This is a genomic window from Sphingobacterium sp. HJSM2_6, assembly GCF_049316305.1.
GTDB lineage: Bacteria > Bacteroidota > Bacteroidia > Sphingobacteriales > Sphingobacteriaceae > Sphingobacterium.
On record NZ_JBMOXB010000008.1, the window covers coordinates 161,756 to 184,744 of the forward strand.

The 22,989-nt window shown below is 35.9% G+C and carries 20 protein-coding genes and 1 tRNA gene; 15 read left to right on the forward strand and 6 right to left on the reverse strand.

All coding sequences use genetic code 11. From position 1 onward, the window contains the following. The first annotated feature begins 10 nt into the window (after positions 1 to 10). The gene (locus tag ACFRAE_RS09265) at positions 11 to 1,054 is read left to right on the forward strand and encodes a 2Fe-2S iron-sulfur cluster-binding protein (protein ID WP_422796865.1); all 1,044 of its coding nucleotides are present in this window, start codon (positions 11 to 13) and stop codon (positions 1,052 to 1,054) included. Positions 1,055 to 1,090: 36 nt separating this feature from the next. On the opposite strand, the gene ACFRAE_RS09270 is transcribed toward ACFRAE_RS09265, so the two are convergent. From ACFRAE_RS09270 to ACFRAE_RS09285, 4 genes are all read right to left on the reverse strand, one after another. After that, a complete protein-coding gene (locus tag ACFRAE_RS09270) occupies positions 1,091 to 2,050 on the reverse strand; it encodes a glycoside hydrolase family 43 protein (RefSeq protein WP_422796866.1) in 960 nt (319 codons plus the stop codon). A 169-nt stretch (positions 2,051 to 2,219) separates the two neighbouring features. Continuing rightward, complete coding sequence (locus ACFRAE_RS09275) at positions 2,220 to 2,651, reverse strand: nuclear transport factor 2 family protein (protein ID WP_422796867.1); 432 nt, start codon at positions 2,649 to 2,651, stop codon at positions 2,220 to 2,222. 408 nt (positions 2,652 to 3,059) lie between these two features. Beyond that, positions 3,060 to 3,947 (reverse strand): 4,5-DOPA dioxygenase extradiol, encoded by an 888-nt coding sequence (ygiD, locus tag ACFRAE_RS09280; protein WP_422796868.1) that lies wholly within the window; start codon positions 3,945 to 3,947, stop codon positions 3,060 to 3,062. An 83-nt stretch (positions 3,948 to 4,030) separates the two neighbouring features. Then, entirely contained in the window at positions 4,031 to 4,864 is an 834-nt protein-coding gene (locus tag ACFRAE_RS09285; RefSeq protein ID WP_422796869.1) for a helix-turn-helix domain-containing protein, read from the reverse strand. Between the two features lie 313 nt (positions 4,865 to 5,177). Here ACFRAE_RS09285 and ACFRAE_RS09290 point away from each other — a divergent pair, with 313 nt between their 5' ends. The 8 genes from ACFRAE_RS09290 to ACFRAE_RS09325 all read left to right on the forward strand — a co-directional run bounded on the left by ACFRAE_RS09290 (position 5,178) and on the right by ACFRAE_RS09325 (position 15,284). Continuing rightward, entirely contained in the window at positions 5,178 to 6,455 is a 1,278-nt protein-coding gene (locus ACFRAE_RS09290; RefSeq protein ID WP_422796870.1) for an ammonium transporter, read from the forward strand. Positions 6,456 to 6,583: 128 nt separating this feature from the next. After that, positions 6,584 to 6,799 (forward strand): hypothetical protein, encoded by a 216-nt coding sequence (locus tag ACFRAE_RS09295; RefSeq protein ID WP_422796871.1) that lies wholly within the window; start codon positions 6,584 to 6,586, stop codon positions 6,797 to 6,799. A 152-nt stretch (positions 6,800 to 6,951) separates the two neighbouring features. Further along, complete coding sequence (locus ACFRAE_RS09300) at positions 6,952 to 8,166, forward strand: carboxypeptidase-like regulatory domain-containing protein (protein ID WP_422796872.1); 1,215 nt, start codon at positions 6,952 to 6,954, stop codon at positions 8,164 to 8,166. A gap of 146 nt (positions 8,167 to 8,312) precedes the next feature. Beyond that, the gene (locus ACFRAE_RS09305; RefSeq protein WP_422796873.1) at positions 8,313 to 9,113 is read left to right on the forward strand and encodes a sulfite exporter TauE/SafE family protein; all 801 of its coding nucleotides are present in this window, start codon (positions 8,313 to 8,315) and stop codon (positions 9,111 to 9,113) included. A 377-nt stretch (positions 9,114 to 9,490) separates the two neighbouring features. Continuing rightward, positions 9,491 to 10,207 carry a basic secretory protein-like protein gene (locus tag ACFRAE_RS09310; RefSeq protein WP_422796874.1) on the forward strand — a complete coding sequence of 239 codons (717 nt, stop codon included), beginning with the start codon at positions 9,491 to 9,493 and terminating at the stop codon, positions 10,205 to 10,207. Positions 10,208 to 10,224: 17 nt separating this feature from the next. Further along, the gene (locus ACFRAE_RS09315; protein ID WP_422796875.1) at positions 10,225 to 12,522 is read left to right on the forward strand and encodes a GH92 family glycosyl hydrolase; all 2,298 of its coding nucleotides are present in this window, start codon (positions 10,225 to 10,227) and stop codon (positions 12,520 to 12,522) included. A 547-nt stretch (positions 12,523 to 13,069) separates the two neighbouring features. After that, a complete protein-coding gene (locus ACFRAE_RS09320) occupies positions 13,070 to 14,194 on the forward strand; it encodes a metallophosphoesterase (protein ID WP_422796876.1) in 1,125 nt (374 codons plus the stop codon). A gap of 400 nt (positions 14,195 to 14,594) precedes the next feature. Beyond that, complete coding sequence (locus ACFRAE_RS09325; protein WP_422796877.1) at positions 14,595 to 15,284, forward strand: phosphatase PAP2 family protein; 690 nt, start codon at positions 14,595 to 14,597, stop codon at positions 15,282 to 15,284. A 287-nt stretch (positions 15,285 to 15,571) separates the two neighbouring features. Here the strand turns inward: ACFRAE_RS09325 and ACFRAE_RS09330 are convergent, their stop codons facing one another. Continuing rightward, positions 15,572 to 16,258, reverse strand: coding sequence for a prolyl oligopeptidase family serine peptidase (locus tag ACFRAE_RS09330; protein ID WP_422796878.1), 687 nt, complete (start codon positions 16,256 to 16,258; stop codon positions 15,572 to 15,574). A 206-nt stretch (positions 16,259 to 16,464) separates the two neighbouring features. Here ACFRAE_RS09330 and ACFRAE_RS09335 point away from each other — a divergent pair, with 206 nt between their 5' ends. The 4 genes from ACFRAE_RS09335 (at position 16,465) to ACFRAE_RS09350 (ending at position 21,517) form a co-directional block, all read left to right on the forward strand. Then, positions 16,465 to 16,860 (forward strand): c-type cytochrome, encoded by a 396-nt coding sequence (locus ACFRAE_RS09335; RefSeq protein WP_422796879.1) that lies wholly within the window; start codon positions 16,465 to 16,467, stop codon positions 16,858 to 16,860. Positions 16,861 to 16,872: 12 nt separating this feature from the next. Continuing rightward, positions 16,873 to 17,151 carry a SelT/SelW/SelH family protein gene (locus ACFRAE_RS09340; RefSeq protein ID WP_422796880.1) on the forward strand — a complete coding sequence of 93 codons (279 nt, stop codon included), beginning with the start codon at positions 16,873 to 16,875 and terminating at the stop codon, positions 17,149 to 17,151. A gap of 100 nt (positions 17,152 to 17,251) precedes the next feature. Beyond that, positions 17,252 to 18,478: a metallophosphoesterase family protein gene (locus ACFRAE_RS09345; protein ID WP_422796881.1), complete on the forward strand. Its 1,227-nt coding sequence runs from the start codon at positions 17,252 to 17,254 to the stop codon at positions 18,476 to 18,478. A 3-nt stretch (positions 18,479 to 18,481) separates the two neighbouring features. After that, positions 18,482 to 21,517, forward strand: a complete 3,036-nt coding sequence (locus tag ACFRAE_RS09350) for an AAA family ATPase (protein ID WP_422796882.1) — start codon at positions 18,482 to 18,484, stop codon at positions 21,515 to 21,517. Between the two features lie 104 nt (positions 21,518 to 21,621). Here ACFRAE_RS09350 and ACFRAE_RS09355 read toward each other — a convergent pair whose 3' ends face one another. Next, complete coding sequence (locus tag ACFRAE_RS09355; RefSeq protein ID WP_422796883.1) at positions 21,622 to 22,146, reverse strand: hypothetical protein; 525 nt, start codon at positions 22,144 to 22,146, stop codon at positions 21,622 to 21,624. Positions 22,147 to 22,476: 330 nt separating this feature from the next. Between ACFRAE_RS09355 and ACFRAE_RS09360 the strand changes: the two genes are divergently transcribed. Beyond that, positions 22,477 to 22,558, forward strand: a tRNA-Leu gene (locus ACFRAE_RS09360). A gap of 183 nt (positions 22,559 to 22,741) precedes the next feature. Then, positions 22,742 to 22,989 (forward strand): ISAon1 family transposase N-terminal region protein (locus ACFRAE_RS09365; RefSeq protein WP_422796884.1); only part of this gene is annotated, 248 nt, incomplete at its 3' end.

Here is a 22,989-nt window from a genome sequence, read left to right on the forward strand (position 1 = left end):
CTTTAACAATATGTACACATTCAGAGTTTCAGCAATCATACAGCAACCCAATCATAATATTTCCATTCAATTTGATGATTTGTCAACGCGTTTTCCAAGCTATAAGGCGGGGCAATTTTTAACCCTATCATTCATGTTTGGTGAACGGGAGGTGAGGCGATCTTATTCCTTTAGCAGTTCTCCTGTACATGCAGAACCCTATGAAATCACAGTCAAACGAGTGGAGAATGGGGAGATCTCTCGCTTGCTGCATCATAAGTTAGCCGTAGGGGATGAAATCCAAGTGTTAGATCCTCAGGGATTATTTACCTATGACCCTTCCGATGATGCAATAAAAACAATAGTATTATTTGCTGCAGGAGTAGGCATAACCCCTTTATATTCCATATTAAAGACCGCTTTAATTGCAAATTCCACAGTGAGGGTCTTATTGGTCTATAGCAATAGTTCGAAAGAGCAAACCATCTTTTACGAAGAACTATTAAAATGGAAAGAGCAATATCCCGAAAGAATACACATTGAATTTATTTGGTCAAATATTAAAAACTTAGTAAAAGCGAGGTTAAATAGAGATTATATTCTAGAATTAGTAAAAACTCATGACTTAGAGCTTTCCTCAACTACTTTTTATACCTGTGGTCCATTATTTTACATGGACTTAGTGAGATTTACCCTATTAGGAATGGGCATTGCAGATGACCATATTAAGCGAGAAACATTCCATTTTCCGGAGGAAGAAGAAGATGAAGATGAAAAAGAAGAAGAAGTAAAAGATACAGAAAGCTATGAAGTCACTTTAAATTTTCAAGGAGCAACCTATAATCTCTTAATTCCATATAACAAGACCATTCTTGATGTTGGGTTGGAGCATAAGATTAAGTTACCATATTCTTGCAAATCAGGCATGTGCAGTACCTGCATTTCTCAGGTTACGGATGGCGCCGTAAAGATGGATTACAATGAAGTCTTAACCGATAGGGAAGTGGAAAATGGAAGATGTTTATTATGTACTTCCCATCCAACAGAAAATGGGGTCATTATTTCGGTTTTATAAACCGTATAATGACCCCGTTTAATAAGCAATAGTATCTTATTTCAATTTATGTTTAACCCCTTCAAAAGTCATTTTTACGGGTTGAATTAAACCATCTTTATCAAAGATCATTTCATCTATACAAGTCTCGCGTTCGTGTGCAAGTTTCTTATCGAGTGGTCTTCGGTGATAAACAATGTAATATTTTTCTTTCTTAGGAACTTTAATCACCGAGTGGTGTCCTGCTCCAGTAGCAATCGTAGGATCTTGTTGCAAAATTGTACCTATGCGTTTAAAAGGTCCAAATGGCGAGTCAGAAATGGCATAAGCGACCTTATAATCAGGACCTGTCCATCCACCTTCTGACCACATGAAATAATATTTATTATCGCGGATAAACATAAAAGGTCCTTCCACATAATTTTCAGGCGTTACTTCCTTGTATATACTGCCATCTTCAAAAGGAACTAAGCTTTTAAAATCATCGCTCAGTTTAACAACATTACAATGTCTCCAACCCCCATAAAACATGTAATATTGACCATCTTTATCTTTGAACACAAATTGGTCAATAGGTTGAGCACCATTTACAATATCACTAATAAGTGGTTTCCCTAGCAAATCCTTGTACGGTCCTTCTGGTTTATCTGCAACAGATACCCCAATTCCACCAACCTCACCTTGATGCACATCATTAGCTGCAAAGAAAAAGTAATATTTTCCATCTTTTTCGATAACACTAGGTGCCCACATGGCGCGTTTTGCCCATTTCACTTCTGCAGTATCGATTATGGATGGATGTTTTGTCCAATTCACCAAGTCCTTAGAGGAGAAAGCGTCGAAATGAACTTGTTTTTCATATGGAGCCGAGTATGTCGGGAAAATCCAGTATTTATTATCATAAACTATTCCTTCAGGATCTGCATACCAGCCTGGAATCACTGGGTTTTTTTGCGCATAGCTCATCTGCATAAAAAGCGGAAGGGATAAAAGTAGTGTAACTAGTTTTATTTTCATAGATTAAAGGTTTTAGTAAAACGTAAATTACATATTTTTTATTTTTATTCCAATTTTAATTCTTTACGATAACTATGAAGACTAGGCTTAGCAGGATCTAAAATAAAAAAGGGTTAGATGAAAATCTACCCTTTATATTTAAAAATTAGTGGAATTATCTGCAAGTTTCTTAAGGATAAGTAACGACCACACTGCTTATTTTCCAACCATCATCACCATTACAAATAGTGACATAATCGTTTCTTTCAAAAGTGTCAAATTCAGTTTTGATGCGTACAATGCTACAATCCTCATTCTTCTCTACGAATTGGTAGGATGATTTGCAGTTAATTTTTATACCCTTTAAGGATTTTAAATATTTTATTAACGATTTTTTGTTGATGCTTTCTTTACTTCTATTATTTGGAGTAGATTGATAGAAATCTGTAGTAAATAAATAGTCAACTAATTCTACATTACCATGTAAAGTAGCTTCCAAGTAATGATCGATAATATTTTCTACCTTAAAAAATTTCACAGGTTCAGGTTTTTCTTCTGCTTTCACAAATTGCGATATTAACGTTAATAATGCAGTTGCGATTAATGTGGCTAGCGTTTTCATGTTTTTATGATTTTTAATTTAATTCTTGATTGTTGATTCAAAGGTATATTGAGAACGCAAAAGCTCCATGTGTGATTAGGTGGGGCTAATCTTTTTTTCGGTAAAGAGCAGAAGTTTTTCGGTGAAAATTTTACCTATCAGGTAAAATTTATTGTTAACTTTTAAATCGTACTCCAAAAAATTAAAATCGGCAATTGTTTATTAGCAAAGACTTGTATGTTAAGTGTTTATGGTGTAAGGAAAGGGGGGGAGACTTGAAGTTATTGAACTACGCAGTAAAAGGGCTAAGGCTAGCCTCTTCCTAAGTTTCCTTAAAACATCAAAAAATTAGAAGAAGAAATAGTTTTCTCCCCCTAATCATTAATAGTTTGGTGTTAAAAGCGGTAAAACAACTTCTTTTACTAAAGATTAACCAATTTTAAAAGAAGTCATGGTCAATGCACCTGCAACTGCAGCGTCATTGAAAATTTGTAAATCTTCATGCTTTTCCTGCAATGCCAAAGCATAAAGCATAGGTAAGTAATGTTCGGGGGTAGGAATGGCTAAATCAAAAGCTGTTCCCTGTTGATCAAAATTTATTAGCGGAAGGTGATTATAATCCCTCATATAATTTTTCATCTTTTCATTTGCTTCAGTAGCCCAATCGAATGCATATCCTACACTATTCAGGTGTTTCCAAGAAACCATTCGTAAATTATGGACGATATTTCCAGAGCCTATAATTAAAACGCCCTTATTTCTTAAAATAGAAAGTTCTTTAGCCAAAGCATAATGTGCTGTAGGGGATAGGGTATAATCAATACTCAATTGGATGACCGGAATATCCGCCTGCGGATACAAATGTTTTACGACAGACCATGAACCATGATCCAAACCCCATGCATCATCCAGATGAACCTCCTGATGCGTCACAATATCACGAACTGCATTTGCAAGATCTGGGGATCCTGGAGCAGGGTATTGTACCTCAAATAGCGCTTGAGGAAATCCACCAAAGTCATGAATAGTCTTGGGTTGATTCATTGCAGTCACAAACGTACCCCTCGTTTCCCAATGGGCAGAGACTACGATTATTGCGCTAGGCTTTTCCAAGTCTTGTGCTATCGTTTTAAATCCTCGCACAAACTCGTTATCTTCAATGGCGTTCATAGGGCTTCCATGGCCTAAGAAGAGCACAGGCATTTTCGATGAATTATTTTTTTTATCTAAAAAGGCGTTCAGACTGCTTAATTTTTGAGCAGTAGGTAGTTGGTTTTCAAAACCAGTACTTCCGTATAGATTATTTGTCGTATTCATAGGATGTATGCATTACAATACATACAAAGATGAATAAATTAAATAGGGGCTAGGTATGAGAAAATGGATAATTCGTATAAGTATTAGGACATCATATTTTTCATTTCATCCCTAAACTCGCTAGGAGTTTGACCAGATTTTTTTTTAAAGACACTCGTAAAATAAGCTTTATCCTGATATCCTATTTCAAAACCTATTTCTGAGATACTTTTTTCTGTACTAATAAGTAAGTTTTTAGCTTCGATGAGTTTCCTTGTTTCAATAATTTCAGAAACCGACTGTTGCAGTATATTTTGCGTAATCCTATTTAAGTTTTTGGCACTCATAAACAATTTTTCTGCATAATATTGAATACCCAATGGACGTCGAAAATTTTCTTCGAGGATTTGGAGAAAACTTTTAAAAGTCGTGTCTTGATTATTAAACAGAAGCTGATTGTCCTGATCCAAGTCTAAATTATTTCGCTCGTGTTCGATCATTATTAATAAACTGTTTAACAATTCTCGAATGACAGCCATGGAGGGTTTTATTTGATTGATTTCATCATGTATCAATTCGCAAACCGTGTTTAGGCGTTCAAAACATCGTCCAAAGGACAATTGAATATCTGCTTGCTGGTGGTAATAACTATATAAATTAAATATGGTTTCGGGAATAAACTCAGATCTAAACCGAATGACCCAGAATAAAAAAGGCTTTGTTAAATCCACCGTTAGTTTGTGCAGTTTCCCCTTAGAAATATAACTGATGAACGGGGCTTCAAATTTTTGGGTATTAAAATCGATGAAATGTTCAGCATTACCCGTTAAGCAAATGATTAATTCCTCAAAATTATGTTGGTGGGGTTCGTAGGTAACTTCAATAAATTGGGCTACATTTTTTTCGGTTACTTTAAATATTTGAAATATATCTTTCATAGCTACACCGTTTAGCAATGCTAATATCCACTTATTTTATCAGATTATTAGACTATAAATTGAATTCCTGATTATCCAATACGTTTTTAGAGCAAATTAATGCTTGCATTAGTGTGTTTCTTGTCTTGTTGCTGAAAATTCAATAAACAATGGATATTGTTATGGAAATTTCTATAAAAATCAATTTTTTTAAATTTATTTTCAATAAAAACGTTAAAATATTTTTATTTATTCATTTTATTGATATTTTTGATGAAATATTTAAATCTATATGGTATTATCAGGTAAAAAATCGTTTGTCCCATTAATATTTATGGGAGTTTTAGTGATTATTTCACTAATTTTTTCAAATCCACCACAAAGTCATGGAAATTACGAGTATAATTATGCTGATATCGCATGGATGTTGACATCTACTGCTCTAGTTTTGATTATGACGCCAGGATTAGCTTATTTTTATGGCGGAATGGTAAAAAAGAAGAATGTCATTTCCACGATGCTGCAAAGTTTTATCTGTATGGCAGTTGTTGCTGTCTTGTGGGTCGTGTTTGGATTCAGCCTAGTCTTTGGAGAATCCATAGGTGGTGTCATTGGGAATCCAATGTCATTCTTTATGTTTAACGGTGTTTTGGACCGAGAGCCTTGGGATGCAGCACCCACCATTCCATTTGCATTATTTGCAATTTATCAATTGAAGTTTGCCATAATTACACCAGCATTGATTACGGGTGCATTTGCAGAGCGGATTCGATTTACTTCCTATGTCCTTTTTATTTGTTTATTCTTCATTTTCATTTACGCACCATTAGCACATGCCACTTGGCATCCAGATGGTTTATTAATGCAATTGGGAGTATTAGATTTTGCTGGCGGTACCGTTGTACATATGTCTGCGGGTTTAACAGCATTGGTGTCGGCCATTTATTTAGGAAAGGGAAAAGAATCCCATCAACATAATCCTGCACGTATTACCTATGTCTTACTAGGCACAGGAATGTTATGGTTTGGATGGATCGGATTTAATGCAGGTTCCGCATTTGCCGCTTCGGAATTAGCTGCTACGGCTTTGATTACGACTTCAACAGCTTCAGGTGCTGCCGCGCTAACCTATTTGTTTTTAGATGCGGCCAAAGGAATAAAACCATCCGCTATGGGGGTTTGTATTGGCGCAGTGGTTGGATTAGTTGCCATTACGCCTGCTGCCGGATTCGTAACAGTAGGCCATTCACTTGTTATAGGCGCTGTAGCAGCAGTTGTGAGTCGCTTAGTAATTGAGTGGAGAACCAAATCTAATATTGATGATACTTTAGATGTATTTCCTAGCCATGGAGTAGGAGGTATGGTCGGTATGATTTTAACAGGAGTTTTTGCTACCAATCAAATCAATGCCGCTATCCCTGATAATGGATTGTTTTATGGAGAATGGTCCTTGTTCAACGCACATATTATTGGTCTTGTTGGGGCTAGTATTTTCACGGTGCTTATGGCGTTCATTCTATTAAAAGTAACAGATTTAATTTCCAAGCTTAGGGTTTCTGATCACGAAGAAGAAGTCGGATTAGATCTTTCTCAGCACGGGGAGAAATTATAATATTCCACCCAATCCATAACCTAAATTAGAGACCTGTCATTTACTTAAGTGGCAGGTATTTTTTTTTATTACAAACCAATTCCGTTTTGATTTGTTCCTTTTAATAAGGAAATCAACAAATATTGATTATGATGAAATTCTTAACTATAATTTATACATGCGCAGTAATTTTGATGGTGACAAGCTGTCAATCAGCGGATAAACCATCAGATTCCAAAGAAAGTCTCACGCCTGTGGAAGCATCGGACAAACAGCGATACAATATCAATGAGGCCGATAAAGCGGTTATACAGTTGGATAGTGCAGCAAGAGACAGCACTCTTCGAGATACCTTAAAAAATTAAAATCAAAAACCATTCTTTTATATTTTTGTTAGTCAAAAGCCTGATGATTGATTACAGTCAGGCTTTTTTTAGTATACTTTATTGTTGTTTAATGCTGTTAAAAAGTAAGTAAAAAAAATGTAATTTTAGAGATTGTTTAATAATAAAAACCATTGATCAAGCAATTCTCATTATTTTTCTGCACCTTATTTATGCTGTTTGATGCATTTGCACAACAGGATATTGTTGGTAAAGTATTAACTCAAGAATCATCCAAACCGATATCTTTCGCATCCATATACATCAACAATACTTCGATAGGGACTAGTTCAAACGAACAGGGCTCATTTGTGATCAAAAACCTTAAAAATAAAATCAATGAGTTGGTCATTACAGCGGTAGGCTACGAAACCGTTTCTTTGCAGATTCAGTTACCGCTAGAAAAGGATTTAATCATTACTATGAAGCCTAAAGCTATTGAAATTGAGGAAATTGTAGTGCTCGGCTATGTGAAAGATGGATGGCAAAAATGGGGCGTTTTTTTTACCGAATCAATACTAGGTTTGGGTTATCATGCAGAAAAAACTAGTATTGAAAATCCTGAAGTGGTACAATTCCGATACGATAAAAATGCAAAGCTATTAACAGCTATCTGTTCAGCGCCTTTAAAAATTAAGAATGATGAATTAGGTTATTTACTAACCTACGATTTAACAGATTTCCAAATGGATTTTAAAGAGAATCGATTATATTTTGAAGGTTTTGCGTTTTTTGAAGATATCGGTAACAATAAATCAAAGTTTAAAAAAGCAAGGAAGGAAACCTATGATATTTCGTTAATGAAATTTATTCGGAGTACCTATCAACAGCGTTGGGAAGAAGATGGGTATATCGTCCGAAAACTTGTTAAAAAGGATAATTTAGTTCGTTTAGAAGCATTATCTACGTATAAAAAACTCACCGATATTGTTCAGAAAGAATATAGAAATAATTGGAAATTGTTTTATCTTTCTCAAAAAGAATACACTGAAGCTCAAGTGTCTGCACTTCAGCATCAAATGCGGCAACCTGAAAAAATTAGTTATTTGATGGGCATAATCTCCACTCAGGATATCATTATCTCAGAAGATGTAACCCAACAATGGAAAGAAATTAGATTTGATGATTTTTTATACCTTATATATCCTTCAGAATTTCAAAAATCTAAGAATAAAATGTTAAAAGCTGCTGCATCACAAGTGTCTGAAATAGAATTGCTATCAGGTAGAAATCTTATTATTGATGCTAGCGGCAACTTTTTTCCTGCCAACCAGGTGGTGTTTAATGGCTATATGGTCAATTATTCAAAATTAGCGTTTCTACTCCCTTTGGATTACCAAGAAAATTAAGTGCGAAGCATTTATGTGCTTGGAAAATGCAATTTCCTTGAAAGCGTGAAAATGAAGGACAAACTTTGATGAAACTATTTTTATCCTACATTTGTTTAAATGATTACTGTTTTCATGAGATTTAATAATTCTAATCGCTGCTTGTAATGCTTTTGCTCGGTTGTTTGTTGGCTGTTTTAGTTGGTATTACCTTAGGAATGATAGGTAGTGGAGGGACTATTTTAACCGTTCCCATATTAGTGTATATCATGGGTGTAAATCCTATCCTAGCAACTACCTATTCCTTATTTGCTATTGGAATTACCTCCTTTATAGGGGGGGTACGAGGAATCATTTATCAGGAGGCAGATTTAAGTAAAGTATTAAGCTTTGGAATTCCGTCTCTTGTGGTGGTGTTTACGACCAGGGCATTTATACTGCCCTTAGTTCCGGATGTCATTGTATTAGGCTCCTTTCAACTTGAACAACATGTGGCCTTGATGCTATTGTTTGCCGCAGTGATGTTAACGTCTTCCATCAATATGATTCGAACAGCAAAATTTCCATTAGAAAGCAGTGCAAAAGCTTTTCATGTTCCTTTGTATGGGGTTATGCTACAAGGAGCAATGGTCGGTTTTATTACGGGATTGGTTGGTGCAGGTGGAGGATTTTTAATAATTCCGGCTTTAATCAATTTCTATAAACTCCCCATTCGTAAGGCTGTTGCCACTTCATTAATTATCATAACTATCAATTCGTGTTTTGGTCTATTAGGCGATTTAGAAAAATTCCCGGAATTTGATTGGAGGCTTATTAGTGCCTATACCTTGTCTACCGTATTTGGTTTGTTTATAGGTTTTAACCTTGTGAAAAAAGTGTCCAACTTATTTTTAAGGGTATCATTTGGGTATATGATTTTAATTATTGGCTTGTATATTTTGGTTAAGGAATTGATTTTGATTCATTAATTGTACTGCCTGGTCTTAGGGAATACCGTTTTCGTCATAATAACTTATGCTTGGATCAAGATTTTATAACAACAACAATCGCTATAAAAAAAATTATAAGGTAAATTTTAAGTAGCTCAATTTTTTGATTATTTGAAAAATAGCCTGTCTTTTACACCTATTTCGCCTCTAGCTAAGATTAGCTAAATATCAATTGCAAACAAAATAGTAGCTCTATTTCAGCTTGGGAAACAAAAGAATATAAATTCTTAAAATTCCTTTTCTTTTAAATATATTTGGGGATTAGATTAACGTTTTAGTTGGCTATAATCGCTATTTAATGAAGGATTAGGTTGATTTAAATGATAAACTTGATTATGAAAAAAATTATGAAAACTATGAAAATTAAATTTGTATTATCTCTGGCCATCCTCTTATTTGCAGGATTATTTTTAAATGTACATGCCCAAGATTGGCATAATACGAAAAAGGATATTGAACAAGCAGTAGATGTAGATACCATATCCAAGAAAGGGTATACCTTGGTTTGGATTAATAAGGAGCCTAATTTTAATGCAGGACTTAAGCAAGAATTGATTGATGTATTTTTTGCTACCTACCCGAAATTGGCTAAAACTTTTAATAAAAAAACGCGCAAAGAGGTCATTTTTGTTATCGACCCGGATTATGATGGGGTAGCGGCAACAGCTGGAGGAATTGTACGTTACAGCCCTAAGTGGTTTGCGAAAAACCCTAAAGATATTGATGTCGTTACGCATGAGGTGATGCATATCGTTCAGGCCTATGAAGGCAAATCTGGACCTTGGTGGGTTACTGAAGGCATTGCAGACTGGGTGCGCTATGCATACGGTGTTGCTAATGAGGCTGGAAATTGGAGATTGCCAAAATTAGAGGATAAGCATTCTTATGAAAATGGCTACCGTGTTACCGCAAGATTTTTTCATTGGATAGAAACCAAAGTGAAGAAAAAAACAATGAAAAAATTAGATCTTGCGATGAGAAATCATACGTATTCATCCGACTTCTGGAAAGAACAAACAGGAAAAACGATTGATGAATTATGGGCAGATTATAAGTTAAATCCCGCAATATAATTAATTAAACAAATCAAATGAATTATTCAAAATTACTAAAGTTTATGCTGTTGGCCATTTTGCCTACGGCGAGTATGGCACAACAAGATAAACTTTCGCAATATGTGAAACCCTTAATCGGTACTGCAAAAATGGGGCACACGTTTCCCGGTGCTACAGTTCCTTTTGGCGCAGTACAACTGTCTCCAGATACGGATACGATACCCTATGCTGTAAATGGTAAGTACAATGGTGAAGTGTATCGCTATTGTGCTGGTTACCAGTATGACGATCCAACCATCGTAGGTTTTAGTCATACGCATTTCAGTGGTACAGGACATTCCGATTTAGGGGATATTTTAGTAATGCCAACTCAAGGTAAAGTGCAGTTAAATCCAGGTACAGCAGATAATCCGGCAAGCGGGTATCGTTCTGCATTTAGTCATGATAATGAAGTTGCAGAAACCAATTATTATAAAGTAAAACTGGATAAGCATAATATTTTAGCAGAACTGACAACAACCACTCGTGTAGGTATGCATCGGTATACTTTCCCATCTTCAGATCAATCGCATATTATTCTAGATTTGACCGCTGGGATTTACAATTACGATGGTAAAAACGTATGGACATTTGTGCGAGTTTTGAATGATTCAACCATTACAGGTTTTAGGCAAACAAACGGCTGGTCTAGAACAAGAACGGTGTATTTTGCAATTAAAACATCAAAAAAATTCAAAAACTATGGTGCGAAGTACATGGATGCGGCATCCCCATACAAGGGTTTTTGGCGGAAATTCGATCAACAGAATAATCATCCCGATTTAGCTGCCCATAATATTAAGATGCATTTAGACTTTGATACCCAAGAGGGGGAAGAGGTCATGATGAAAGTAGCCTTAAGTCCGGTAAGTATGCGTAATGCATTAGAGAATATGGAAGTTGAAACTCCACATTGGAATTTCGACCAAGTTGTTGCTGCAGGTAAGGAAGCTTGGGAAAAAGAGTTGGGTAGATATCAAGTGGATATGCTAAATCAAGAGGATTTGGTGAATTTTTACACCTCTGTATACCATGCGAATTTAATGCCTACCGTATACATGGATGTTAATGGCCAGTATAAAGGTCTTGATCAAGAAATTCATCAGGCAAAAGGGTTCACCAATTATACATCGCTATCCCTGTGGGATACCTTTCGCGCTTTTCATCCATGGTTAAATTTAGTCGATCCGAAACGTAATGCCGACATTGTATCTTCTATGCTAGCACATTACGATCAGTCGGTGTTGAAAATGTTGCCGATCTGGTCACATTATGCGAACGATAATTGGTGTATGAGTGGATATCATTCTGTTTCGGTAGTTGCCGATGCCATCATCAAAGGCGTTTACCAAGGGGATGCGGAAGCCGCTTTAGCGGCTTGTGTACAAACCGCAAATGCTAGAAAATACGAAGGAATAGGTGCTTATATTGATTTTGGATATGTTCCAGATGATGTCAATGGTACTTCAGTTTCTAACACCTTAGAATATGCCTATGACGATTGGTGTATTGCTCAATTGGCTAAGAAATTAGGCAAAACAGCTATTGAAAAAGAATTTACGAAGCGCGCTGGATATTGGAAAAATCTTTACGATTCCCGTATTGGCTTCATGCGTCCAAAAGATAGTCAAGGTAAATTCAGAGAGAAATTTGATGTATTAGATACCCATGGTCAAGGATTTATTGAAGGAAACACATGGAATTATTCCCTTTATGTTCCACATCAACCCGAAGAAATGATGCAGGTGATGGGCGGGGCAAAACGCTTTGAAGTGTATTTGGATTCTTTATTTACGATGCACTTACCAGATCATTTCTTTGCCAATACGGAAGACATCACTCGTGAAGGAATCATTGGAAATTATGTTCACGGGAATGAACCTTCTCATCATGTGGCTTATTTATATAACATTACTAAAAGTCCATGGAAAACCCAAGAACGGGTAAGGCAAATTATCCGCAATCAATATCATAATGGCCCTGCAGGATTAGGTGGTAATGATGATTGTGGTCAAATGTCTGCCTGGTATTTGTTTTCTTCCCTTGGATTTTATCCTGTGGCTCCAGGAGAAACCAGCTATTGGTTAGGTAGTCCATTAGTAAAATCGGCAAAAATTCAGTTGGATGCAGGAAAAGAACTTCGTGTCATTGCTGAAAATCAATCGGAAAAAAATGTGTATGTATCCAAAGTATTTTGGAATGGTGAGGAACTAAAAACCTTTAAAATAGATCATCTAGCTATTATGAAAGGTGGAGAGCTTAAATTTATTATGGCCGCAAAGCCTAAAAAATAAAGGCCATAGCCCATACGTGAACCTAAAAAAATGCCTGTCAGTTTGGATTGACAGGCATTTTTTATGTCTAAAGAATTGTAAAGCTTCGCTTTTTAACCTGATGATCACCATGATTTAGTGATCCTGTTATAGCAGCGAATCGAGCATGATACATTGCAGCAATTTGTTTGCTGAAAGGCTGTAGATTGGCACTAAGTTCAGCTGAAAATGAATTGATTCTGTAACGGATCTTGCTCGGATCTCCTTCGAATCTTAAACGGATCTAGCCTCTACTTTTCCGAAGAAGAACCGATGAAAATTCAAAGAAAACCCCTGTGATTGTGGCATCGGTTATTAGCAAATTAGCCAGGGATTTGAAGTCTTTAACTGGTTAATTTTGACAAGAAGCTGGCAAGATTAATGAATAATTAAGTTTGCCAAAAACTTTGCAAGAATTGCATCATCTTATTATCTTGCTATCAATTAAATTTTTAATAAAAAACTAAACCTTAAAATCTCCATGAAATTCTCTTCCAAGTTTTTTTATACGGCTTTGCTGAGCCTGTTTATGTTTCCATTATTAGCACAGGAGAAGATAAAAATAAGTCATTTACCTTATCTTCAAGCTTTGACAGATAGCTCGGTCTCTATTATCTGGACCTCTAACAATCCTGCCATTGCTTGGGTAGAAATTGCGCCAAATGATTCTACCCATTTTTATAAACAAGAACGAGAAAAATTATTTGCGCAACAATATGGATTTAAGATGGTTGGTACAGTGCATCAAGTGAATATTTCAGGCTTAAAACCTGGTACGACATATCGATATCGAGTATATAACCAAGAAGTCTTGAAACATGAAGGCACCCGCGTTCAATACGGCGATTTTGCAGCGACCAATGTGTACCGAGAACAACCTTTAAAATTTAAAACGCCAGGACCAAGCGCTGAGGTTTCTTTCGCTGTAGTGAATGATATACATGGAAAGAATGAAGTATTGCGTAATCTGATAAAACAAGTAGATATACCAAAGACGGATTTTGTAGTTTTTAATGGGGATATGGTGGATAATTTATTGAGCGAAAACCAAATGTATGGAGGATTCATGGATACCGCCATAGCCTTGTTTGCAAGTGAGAAACCAATGTATTACGCAAGAGGTAACCATGAAACAAGAGGATCTTTTGCTACGGCATACCCAAAATATTTCCCAACCAGTTCTGGGGAATTGTATTATTTATTTAATTATGGTGAAGCTTGTATTTTGGTGTTAGATTGTGGAGAAGATAAGCCCGATTCAGACATTGAATATTCCGGCATTGTCGATATGGATGCTTACCGGAGCCAACAAGCAAAGTGGTTGGAAAAGGCTGTAGAGAGTCCATTATTTAAAAATGCGAAATACAAAATTGTTATTTGCCATATGCCGCCATTTGGTGGATGGCACGGTTCGCAAGATATTCGAGATAAATTTGTCCCTATTTTAAATAAGGCGGGTGCTCAAATTATGCTGAGTGGTCACCTTCATCGACACATTATTCAAAAACAAGACCAACAGGTACATTTTCCAGTATTGGTAAATTCAAATGTAAATCTGATTAAAGTTCAATTAAATGATCAAGAAGGTAGTTTTAAAGTCTATTCGCAAGAAGGTAAGTTGGTGGATGAGATCAAAATTAAACCCTTAAACTAAAATTTAAGCGCATGACCCGAATGGGTTTTTGAAGGCAAAAGTTTTTATAAAAGACTTTTGCCTTTTTAGTTTATCCTAGTCTGGGAAGTATAAAATAGACCACAACTACCAAAGAAGAATATCGAAAAATACCTAAAAATGGGTATAGTAAATCAACCTAATTTTCCATAAGTTTGATAAATGTACTAAAGATTTATAAACAACCGTTTGATAATTAAGCATTGAAAATTATATGGATTACTGGCTATCTGTATGGGATAAGTTTATTAGAAAGAACTTCCTAAAGTTTAATTACCATCGATTGGATATTCGGTTTTGTAAGGCCCAAAATCGATTACTTTTTATATTGAGTATATTGTTGACTTGCCTGAGTCATCCCTGTGTTGCCCAGCGGGATACAATGCTGCACTTTACCCAAATACCTGAAAATAATGGATTGCCAAACTTAATCTTAAGAAAAGAATTGATTGCGCCTTCTTCCTTAATTGTATTTGGATTAATATCCGTCAAAAATCCTTACCTCATTTATCAAAATGAATTGTTAAAGGAAGAACTTCAGGAGAATATACCTAAAAAATTTCCAATTGATGATTTTACACAGTATGCGGGTACAGCAGCTTTTTTAGGAATGGAATATATAGGGATCAAACCCAAACATAATATAAAGCAAAGGCTTTATACAGGAGCTATTTCACACGCCATAATGGCTGGAGTGGTAAACCTCATGAAATCGAATATTGACATCATGAGACCAGATGGATCTGGATTTAATTCTTTTCCTTCGGGTCATACTGCAACCGCATTCGTTGGAGCAGAATTGTTTTGGCAAGAATACCATCATCAATCCATTTGGTATGGTGTTGCTGGATACACATTAGCAGCGGGTACCGGTTTTTTTAGAATGTATAATAATAAACATTGGTTAACAGATGTTGCCATGGGCGCAGGGATTGGTATATTAAGCACGAAAATTGCCTATTGGGTGCTTCCTTTAATGGAGAAAAAACAAGCACTATTTTCTGAAAATTTTGTCTTGGTGCCTGGGTATAATGGGAAACAAGTTACTTGTTCTTTAGTGGGTAGATTGTAGGGTCTCTAGATAGGTTGTAAAAAATACTGCGGAGTACCTGCTAGTGCTGAAACTATAACCTTGAGAAAAGGGGATATAGGCGAAGTGCATATCTATCCTGAAAAGGTAATACTTATTTAATCATTCTTGAAAATTAAAATATCAGGGATAACGTATGGGTTTAAATTAGGTAGCGTTCGAACTTGAGTGGATGTATAGAAGCGAAGCATAAGGAAATACAAAGTGAATTTCCTATCCCAAATAACTAAGCTAATCCAGAAGAATCTTACTCGATTTAATGGGTCGAATTATCCTTCTTTATGATGCTTGAACATGAATTCGTAAATCTTTTCACCATGAAATAAATTCTCCACACTGCCATGGGTTCCTCCAGGAATGATTGTTAACGTAGCGTCCGCATCTTTATCACAACGTTTAATGGCATTATATATTTTTTTGGATTCGGAAGCTGGAACCGCTCGGTCAGCACTGCCATGCTGTATCCATAAAGGCACTTGTGTTAAGTTGCAAGCATAAATTTCCGTACCTCCACCACAGATAGCTACTGCGGCAGCAAAGCGTTCTGGATATTTACCTGCTACATCCATCGTACCATAACCGCCCATACTCATGCCACAAATATAAACACGATTCTTATCTGCAGGATATTCCTGCATTACATGGTCTAACACTTCGATAACCTTATCTGGATCCCAACCATTGGAGGTTTGCGGAGCTATTATTATCGCATTTAATTCTTTTCCTCTTTCGATGGCTCGTAGAACACCATAACGTTTTACCCGGTTTAAATCATGGCCAGATAAACTTCGTCCATGTAAGAATACGATTACGGGTAATTTTTCAGCACTATTCATCCCTTCAGGTGTTCTCACGAAATATGAATACCCTGAATCAGGTTTTACCGCTTTTAATTGGGCAAATGTTTGCGATAGTAAGAAAAAGAAAAGTGGAATAAATAGTAAAATAATTTTCATCAGGTACATTGCTTTACTCCTTATGCGGAGCAGGTTGAAAACCCTTTTTATAATTTTTTAAAGATGGTAAGATAAAAACTTGTTTTTTATTAAACAAGAAAATGTATGTAAGTAACTGATAAATAGATGATTGATGTTTTTCATGACATTAATATTACAATTAGCGAATTTCTTTGTACCTTGCAGGAAGCTATTAAAATCAGTTTATGAACAGAAAAATTTTAATCATATTTGCCTTATGTGGCCTAGTAGTTGGTTTGAGTGCCTTTCAACCCGGAAATCAGCCCGAAAAACCAAAGAATTTAAAAGTATTACCCAAAAACATTTCTCAGGAAGATTTAGAGAAAACAATGCGTGCTTTTAATGTTGCATTAGGTGTAAAATGTGGACATTGCCATGCGCCAAAAGCTAATGGAGAGCGGGGTTTAGATTTTGTTTCAGATGCTAACCCAATGAAAAATGTCGCTAGAGAAATGATGAAAATGACGGATAAGATCAATAAAAAACATTTCAAACATGAACATGAAGGTCTTATTAAAAATATTAGTTGTAATACCTGTCATAATGGTAAAGCAGAGCCTTTTACAATCGTAAAAAATTAATTAAACCTTAGTATGCAATTTACTATTCGAATAGAATATTGTCCTAAATGTGGTTGGTTACTTCGTGCGGCCTACATGGCGCAAGAATTATTAACCACATTTGTGGATGATATAGAAGGTGTATTGTTACAACCAAGTAAAGTCAGTGGACGTTACACGATTTACATCAATGATAATGTAATTTTTGATCGAAAACGAATGGAACGTTTTCCTGAAATAAAAGAGCTTAAGCAATTGGTACGCAATGAGGTAAACCCTGATAAAGACCTGGGACACTCAGATTCAAAATAGTCACTTCCTAAGACTTGTTCGTAAATTCTTTCCCACTAAATAGCCCATTTGCTGATTAAAATTCTTTATTTTTAACCTTCATCATATGGGATAAAAATAGATGCGAATATTACATACTGCGGATTGGCACTTAGGGAAAAAATTAGATTATTTTTCGAGATTAGAGGAACAAAAAGAAGTGCTCGCTGAAATTTGTGAAATTGCAGATCAAGAGCAGGTGGATGCAATAATTGTTGCAGGAGATTTATTTGATACCTTTAATCCTTCCGTTGAAGCGACAGAATTATTATATAAAACTTTAAAAAGGCTCGCTAATCATGGAAAACGTCCAGTAATAGCGATTGCAGGAAATCATGATTCTCCCGATAGAATCGATGCTGCAGATCCATTGGCAAGGGAATGTGGGATCCTTTTCTTCGGATATCCCAATTTAGAAATTCGCCCGTTGAAATTGGATGAATCTTTTGAAATTACTCAAGTGGATCAAGGATTTATTGAAATTTCTTTAGCTCAATTTTCCTACCCGATACGGATCATTTGTACTCCTTTTGCCAATGAAGTACGCTTAAAACAATTTTTAGGATTTGAAGATAAAGCTTCCCAGCTGCATGAGGTTCTAGCAAATCGTTGGAAGCAACTCGCTGATCAATATTGCAATCCGCAGGGTGTGAATGTATTGACTGCGCACCTGTACATGTTGAAAAGGGGGGGAGAATTATTGGAAGAACCTGAAGGCGAAAAGCCTATACGTGTTGGTTATGCAGATTTGGTTTATTCGGATAGTATTCCAGATACCATCCAATATACCGCATTAGGGCATCTTCATCGATTCCATAATATTGCCGATAATTCGGCGCCAGTTGTTTATCCAAGTAGTCCCTTATGTTATTCTTTCTCAGAGGCAGGGCAACAGAAACAAGTGGTAATAGTAGATTTGGAACCTCATGCTGCAGCGTCCTACCGTGCCATTCCTTTACAAGCGGGTAGACCTTTATTTAGGAAAAGATTTCAACACATCGATGATGCGGTTTTATGGTTGCAACAGCATCCGAATGCGTTAATCGAATTGACGTTGGAATCGGAATCATTTTTAACGGCTGTGGACATGAAACGTCTCCATGGCGCGCACGATGGTATTATTCATGTAATTCCAGTGGTTAAAAAAGAAGAGGCTCAGAAAATAGGGGTAAGCCAAATTAATCTTGATCAAGATATTAAAGGACTATTCTCTGATTATTTTAAATCTCGGTATGGTCAAATACCTAATGAAGAATTGTTGAATTTATTTGATGAAGTTTCATCTCAAACCATCGAAAAGGAAGATTAAACTATGCTGCCATTATTATTAAGTATTGAAGGACTGTATTCATACCAAGAAAAACAAGTGATTGACTTTAGTCAATTGACCGAAGCAGGTTTATTTGGCATTTTCGGGTCAGTAGGTTCTGGTAAATCATCTATATTAGAAGCGATTAGTTTTGTGCTCTATGGGGATACTGAGCGATTGAATAAGACGGATAAGCGAGCGTATAATATGATGAATTTAAAATCTAATCAAACATTAATCGTGTTTGAGTTTTTAAATTTTGAGCAACGTAAATTCCGCTTTGTGGCACAATGGAAACGAAGGAAAAACTTTGAAGATACCACGCCGATAGAACGGATGGCTTATGAATGGAAAGAAAATGATTGGACTCCAATGGATTCGGCAGATGGGGCTAAAGTAACAAATTTATCGTATCCAAATTTTAGGAGGACGATTATTATTCCTCAAGGCCAATTCAGGGAGTTTTTAGAGTTGAAAGGTAAGGACAGGTCTGAGATGATGAAAGAAATCTTTCATCTAAATAAATTTGATTTAGGTCCAAAAGTTTCCAGTTTACAACAATGGAATAATAAAAAGTTGGAGCATTTACGAGGAGCATTATCAGGTTTTGAAATGATCTCTGTGGAAGCACTTCAGCAGAAACAAAAAGAAGTAGCGGAAACAAAAATAAATCTTAATGCGGCAAAGGAGGCTTTTCAAGAATTGCAACAACAAGTGCTGCAGTTACAAGAGTATCATGATAAGCAGGTTGAATTGCAAGGGAAGAAAACGCAATTTGGAGAACTTTCCTTACGTAGTGCCAAAATAAAACAACAGGAAGAAGAACTGAATCACTTTGTCCTCGTATCTGGCGCATTTAAAGAACCCTTGAACTCCTTGCAAGAACTCAACCTTCAAAAGGAAGCATTGATCCACCGGGTTGAAAATTTACAAATCAGCAAGGAGCGACAATCGAAGGATATTGATGCCTTGGAATTGGAAATTCAGCGGGTGCAAGAAAGCTACCTCAAAATTCCAGCTTTTCGGACGGAGGTGGAAGATTTTAAGCTCCTGATTCAACTTAAGGAGAATAGGGAGAAAGAAAAAGAATTGACGAAAAGGTTAGCGAAAGGTACCCCTTATGTGGATCGAGTAAAATTGACCATTGCGGAAAACGAAGGCCAAATCATGGCAAGGGATAAGCAACTGGATACCTTAAAAGCCGAAAAAATGGATACCGTTCAATTGATTGCTATGGAAAAATGGTATCAAAGAAAGGAAACACTCGTAGATCAACACGCAACTAACCAAGTGAAGCTTGCTCAATTGGATACAGAAATACAGCAAGATTATTTGAAATTTGCAGCGTTTGGTTATGAAGAATGGTCTTGGGAGGCTAAGATTCGGGAAGAGTTAAAGGAGTTTGATGATCAACTTCGGCAATTGCAGGTTCAAGAAACACATATACAAGTACAAGATCGATTAAGTCATTTTGCCAACTCCTTAGAGTTAGGTAAACCTTGTCCTCTTTGTGGTGCATTGGATCATCCTGCACCCATGGTCGCTCAACATGTTCAAGAAGAGTTAAAAAGAAATGCGGAACTAAAACTAGCTTTAGAAAATCAAATAAAACAATGGCATGTTCGAAGGGATGAGTTGACGAAAATTTCGATGGCCTTAATAAATTCAAAATCTCAAAAAGAGCGCTTATCGATAGAGGAAAAGTCTTTGTTGGATTTAGAAAGGGAACATCGAGAACAATTTATTTGGACAGCCTATTCTCAAGAGAATGCTGATGCATTTGAAGCTCAGAAAGAAAAGATTCAAGCCAACGAGAAATTGATTGCCGATCTAGAACTTAAGCAAAAAGACAGCAGAGTTGAGGAACAGCGATTACGAGAAAATCTGCAGAAATATGAAAAAGAGTTAGAGCTTATTAAGTCGGAAATTAGTGCGTTAACTATTGTAAATACCCAGCATGCAGCGGGTCTGCAACAGTTGAAATTTACGGATTTTTCAAATCAAGCTTTAGCAGAAATAATACAAGCTAAAAGCCGTCTGGAGCAGCAGATTGTTTCGATTGAGCAATCTTTTTCGACTTTAAATCAACAAATCAATTCAAGTAAAACGAAATTAGCTGAAGTCGTTGGCCAGTATAGTGCTGCCAAGGAACAATTAAGTGGATTGAATGCGCTACTGAAAGAAAAGCAGGTCTTGATTGCGAAATTATTGAAGGAATATGCTTTTAATGATATTACCCAAGTACATCAAATTATTCAAAAGCCGTTGGCTGTGGAGCAGTTGAGGCAAGATATTCAGCAGTTTTACATTCGTATAGAAGTACTAGATTCTCAAATACAGTCTTTAACGAGTTATTTGGCGGATAAAACGTTTAGTGCGGAACAGTTAGAAAATTCGAAAGCATTATTTCAACTGAAAAAAGAAGAATTGGAATTACAGTTTGCGCTATATGGGGGCTTGGAGAAAGAGTTAACTCATCTAACCTTAGAATATGGTAAAAAAGAGAAATTGTTGGAAGAATTTGAAGCGATAAGTAATCGGTCTAACAATTTGAAAGTGTTAGAAAACCTATTTAAAGGAAATGGTTTCGTTAATTATATTTCAAGTATTCATTTAAATCAGATGTGTGACATGGCAAATCATCGTTTCCATAGACTTACTCGCAATAAATTAAGTCTTGCATTAAATGAAAACAATGAATTTGAAGTGATTGATTACTTGAATAATGGGTATAGACGCTCTGTAAAAACCTTGTCTGGCGGTCAATCTTTCCAAGCTTCCTTGTGTTTAGCCTTAGCATTAGCTGAAAATATTCAATCGCTAAATAAAGCGGATAAAAACTTTTTCTTTATCGATGAAGGTTTTGGAACCCAAGATACTGAGAGTATGAATATTGTTTTTGATACATTGCAATACTTGCACCAAGAGAATAGGGTAGTGGGGATAATTTCTCATGTGGAGGAGCTGAAAGAAAGGATTCCTAGATCCATCACTGTTCAGAATGACCTGGAGCTTGGCTCAAAGATTCAAAGAAATTAAAAGGTGTGGATTGTATTGAATGATCAATAAAACGAGAAAAGGTCGTGCATCACTGCAGGACCTTTTTCATTAAACATATAACCACTAACTAAAATTATTAACCATTAACTGGCTGAACTATCTAATTCTATCTCTTTATGATCTTTAACTACAGGTTTTGTGTGGTCTGGTCTGCTACGTCTCATGTTATGAAATTTATCATTCTTGCCACCTCTTTGAAACTTGTGTTTTCTATTATCTGCTAATTTATTTTTGTATATCTCCTGTTGTTCAGGGGTTAACAAATTTTTAAATGTTTCTTGTTCCTCTTTAAACGCTTTTAATTTAGCTTGTCTTTCCGCTTTAATCGCTTCGCGTTTTGCAAGTATCTTTTTTGATTTCTCAAGTTCTAATGCATACACTTGTTTTTTCTGACTTTCAGAAAACTTCAATTGCTTGTCTAGTCTTTCAGTTCTGAATTGTGCCATTTCTTCTGGACTTTTCATCAGATTACGCTTGAACTCTTTTCGTTCTGTTCTATGTTGTTTTCTGTTTTTAACTTCTTTCGTTGGTTCATTATTAACCTCCTGAGCAAAAGCAGAAAAACTTAAACCTGCTAATACTGCTATAATTGATAATACTTTTTTCATATCCTAAAATTTTAACGTTCACGATTATTAGTTAGAGGGCTTAATTGTGCAAATGTTTAATCGGAGAAGTGTTAATAGAGGTTAACTTTTGTTAAGAATTCGCTAATTAGTTAAAATTCGCTGTGTAATTTTAAATTTTTTGGAGGAATTGGTTACATGTAAGCTTAGTAAGCTAGGCATTTCGTTAAGAGAATCTGCGCTTCCCATATCGAGTCAGGGCTAACTCGAAAAATAAATCACTTATAAATCAATTAGTTTATGTGCCTTGTGTAATTAATTTTTGGAAAATTGGGGATTAGCGCTATATTTGCATCATTCCAAATGGAATATGCCCAGCTGGCGGAATCGGTAGACGCGTTGGTCTCAAACACCAATATCTTCGGATGTGCCGGTTCGACTCCGGCGCTGGGTACTGGAAATAAAGCGAATATGTTTCATATTCGCTTTATTTATTTAAAAAGGGCTTTTCTTGGGTTTAAATCAACTATTGACACAGGTGATTTTTTAACAAATTCCGATAATTATGGATCATACCGAAAAGTTGGGGGGAGTATTAAATAATTCTTAGTTTAGCATTTTTAAACGATATACCACCTTGCAAGACGCTGAACGTAAACTTTTGACTTTATTAATGCCCGAAGGGCTATTGGAATATTTCGATATCCTAGAAGTTATTCAAGTAGATAAACAACTCCATATTCATCTTGATGAAAAAAACATAGTTCCTTCAGGATATGAAAACACTAAGCTAGAGTCTAAAGGCTTTATGCCCTCAGCTGAGATTAGTGACTTTCCAATTCGAGGTCAGAAAGTTACACTTCATGTCAGGCGTAGACGCTGGAC

What these genes read in the sequence shown, in the direction of transcription:
- ACFRAE_RS09265 (WP_422796865.1), top strand. Translation starts at nt 11, where the DNA reads ATGTACACATTCAGAGTTTCAGCAATCATACAGCAACCCAATCATAAT.
- ACFRAE_RS09270 (WP_422796866.1), bottom strand. Translation starts at nt 2,050, where the DNA reads ATGAAAATAAAACTAGTTACACTACTTTTATCCCTTCCGCTTTTTATG.
- ACFRAE_RS09275 (WP_422796867.1), bottom strand. Translation starts at nt 2,651, where the DNA reads ATGAAAACGCTAGCCACATTAATCGCAACTGCATTATTAACGTTAATA.
- ygiD (WP_422796868.1), bottom strand. Translation starts at nt 3,947, where the DNA reads ATGAATACGACAAATAATCTATACGGAAGTACTGGTTTTGAAAACCAA.
- ACFRAE_RS09285 (WP_422796869.1), bottom strand. Translation starts at nt 4,864, where the DNA reads ATGAAAGATATATTTCAAATATTTAAAGTAACCGAAAAAAATGTAGCC.
- ACFRAE_RS09290 (WP_422796870.1), top strand. Translation starts at nt 5,178, where the DNA reads ATGGGAGTTTTAGTGATTATTTCACTAATTTTTTCAAATCCACCACAA.
- ACFRAE_RS09295 (WP_422796871.1), top strand. Translation starts at nt 6,584, where the DNA reads ATGATGAAATTCTTAACTATAATTTATACATGCGCAGTAATTTTGATG.
- ACFRAE_RS09305 (WP_422796873.1), top strand. Translation starts at nt 8,313, where the DNA reads ATGCTTTTGCTCGGTTGTTTGTTGGCTGTTTTAGTTGGTATTACCTTA.
- ACFRAE_RS09310 (WP_422796874.1), top strand. Translation starts at nt 9,491, where the DNA reads ATGAAAATTAAATTTGTATTATCTCTGGCCATCCTCTTATTTGCAGGA.
- ACFRAE_RS09315 (WP_422796875.1), top strand. Translation starts at nt 10,225, where the DNA reads ATGAATTATTCAAAATTACTAAAGTTTATGCTGTTGGCCATTTTGCCT.
- ACFRAE_RS09320 (WP_422796876.1), top strand. Translation starts at nt 13,070, where the DNA reads ATGTTTCCATTATTAGCACAGGAGAAGATAAAAATAAGTCATTTACCT.
- ACFRAE_RS09325 (WP_422796877.1), top strand. Translation starts at nt 14,595, where the DNA reads ATGCTGCACTTTACCCAAATACCTGAAAATAATGGATTGCCAAACTTA.
- ACFRAE_RS09330 (WP_422796878.1), bottom strand. Translation starts at nt 16,258, where the DNA reads ATGAAAATTATTTTACTATTTATTCCACTTTTCTTTTTCTTACTATCG.
- ACFRAE_RS09335 (WP_422796879.1), top strand. Translation starts at nt 16,465, where the DNA reads ATGAACAGAAAAATTTTAATCATATTTGCCTTATGTGGCCTAGTAGTT.
- ACFRAE_RS09340 (WP_422796880.1), top strand. Translation starts at nt 16,873, where the DNA reads ATGCAATTTACTATTCGAATAGAATATTGTCCTAAATGTGGTTGGTTA.
- ACFRAE_RS09345 (WP_422796881.1), top strand. Translation starts at nt 17,252, where the DNA reads ATGCGAATATTACATACTGCGGATTGGCACTTAGGGAAAAAATTAGAT.
- ACFRAE_RS09350 (WP_422796882.1), top strand. Translation starts at nt 18,482, where the DNA reads ATGCTGCCATTATTATTAAGTATTGAAGGACTGTATTCATACCAAGAA.
- ACFRAE_RS09355 (WP_422796883.1), bottom strand. Translation starts at nt 22,146, where the DNA reads ATGAAAAAAGTATTATCAATTATAGCAGTATTAGCAGGTTTAAGTTTT.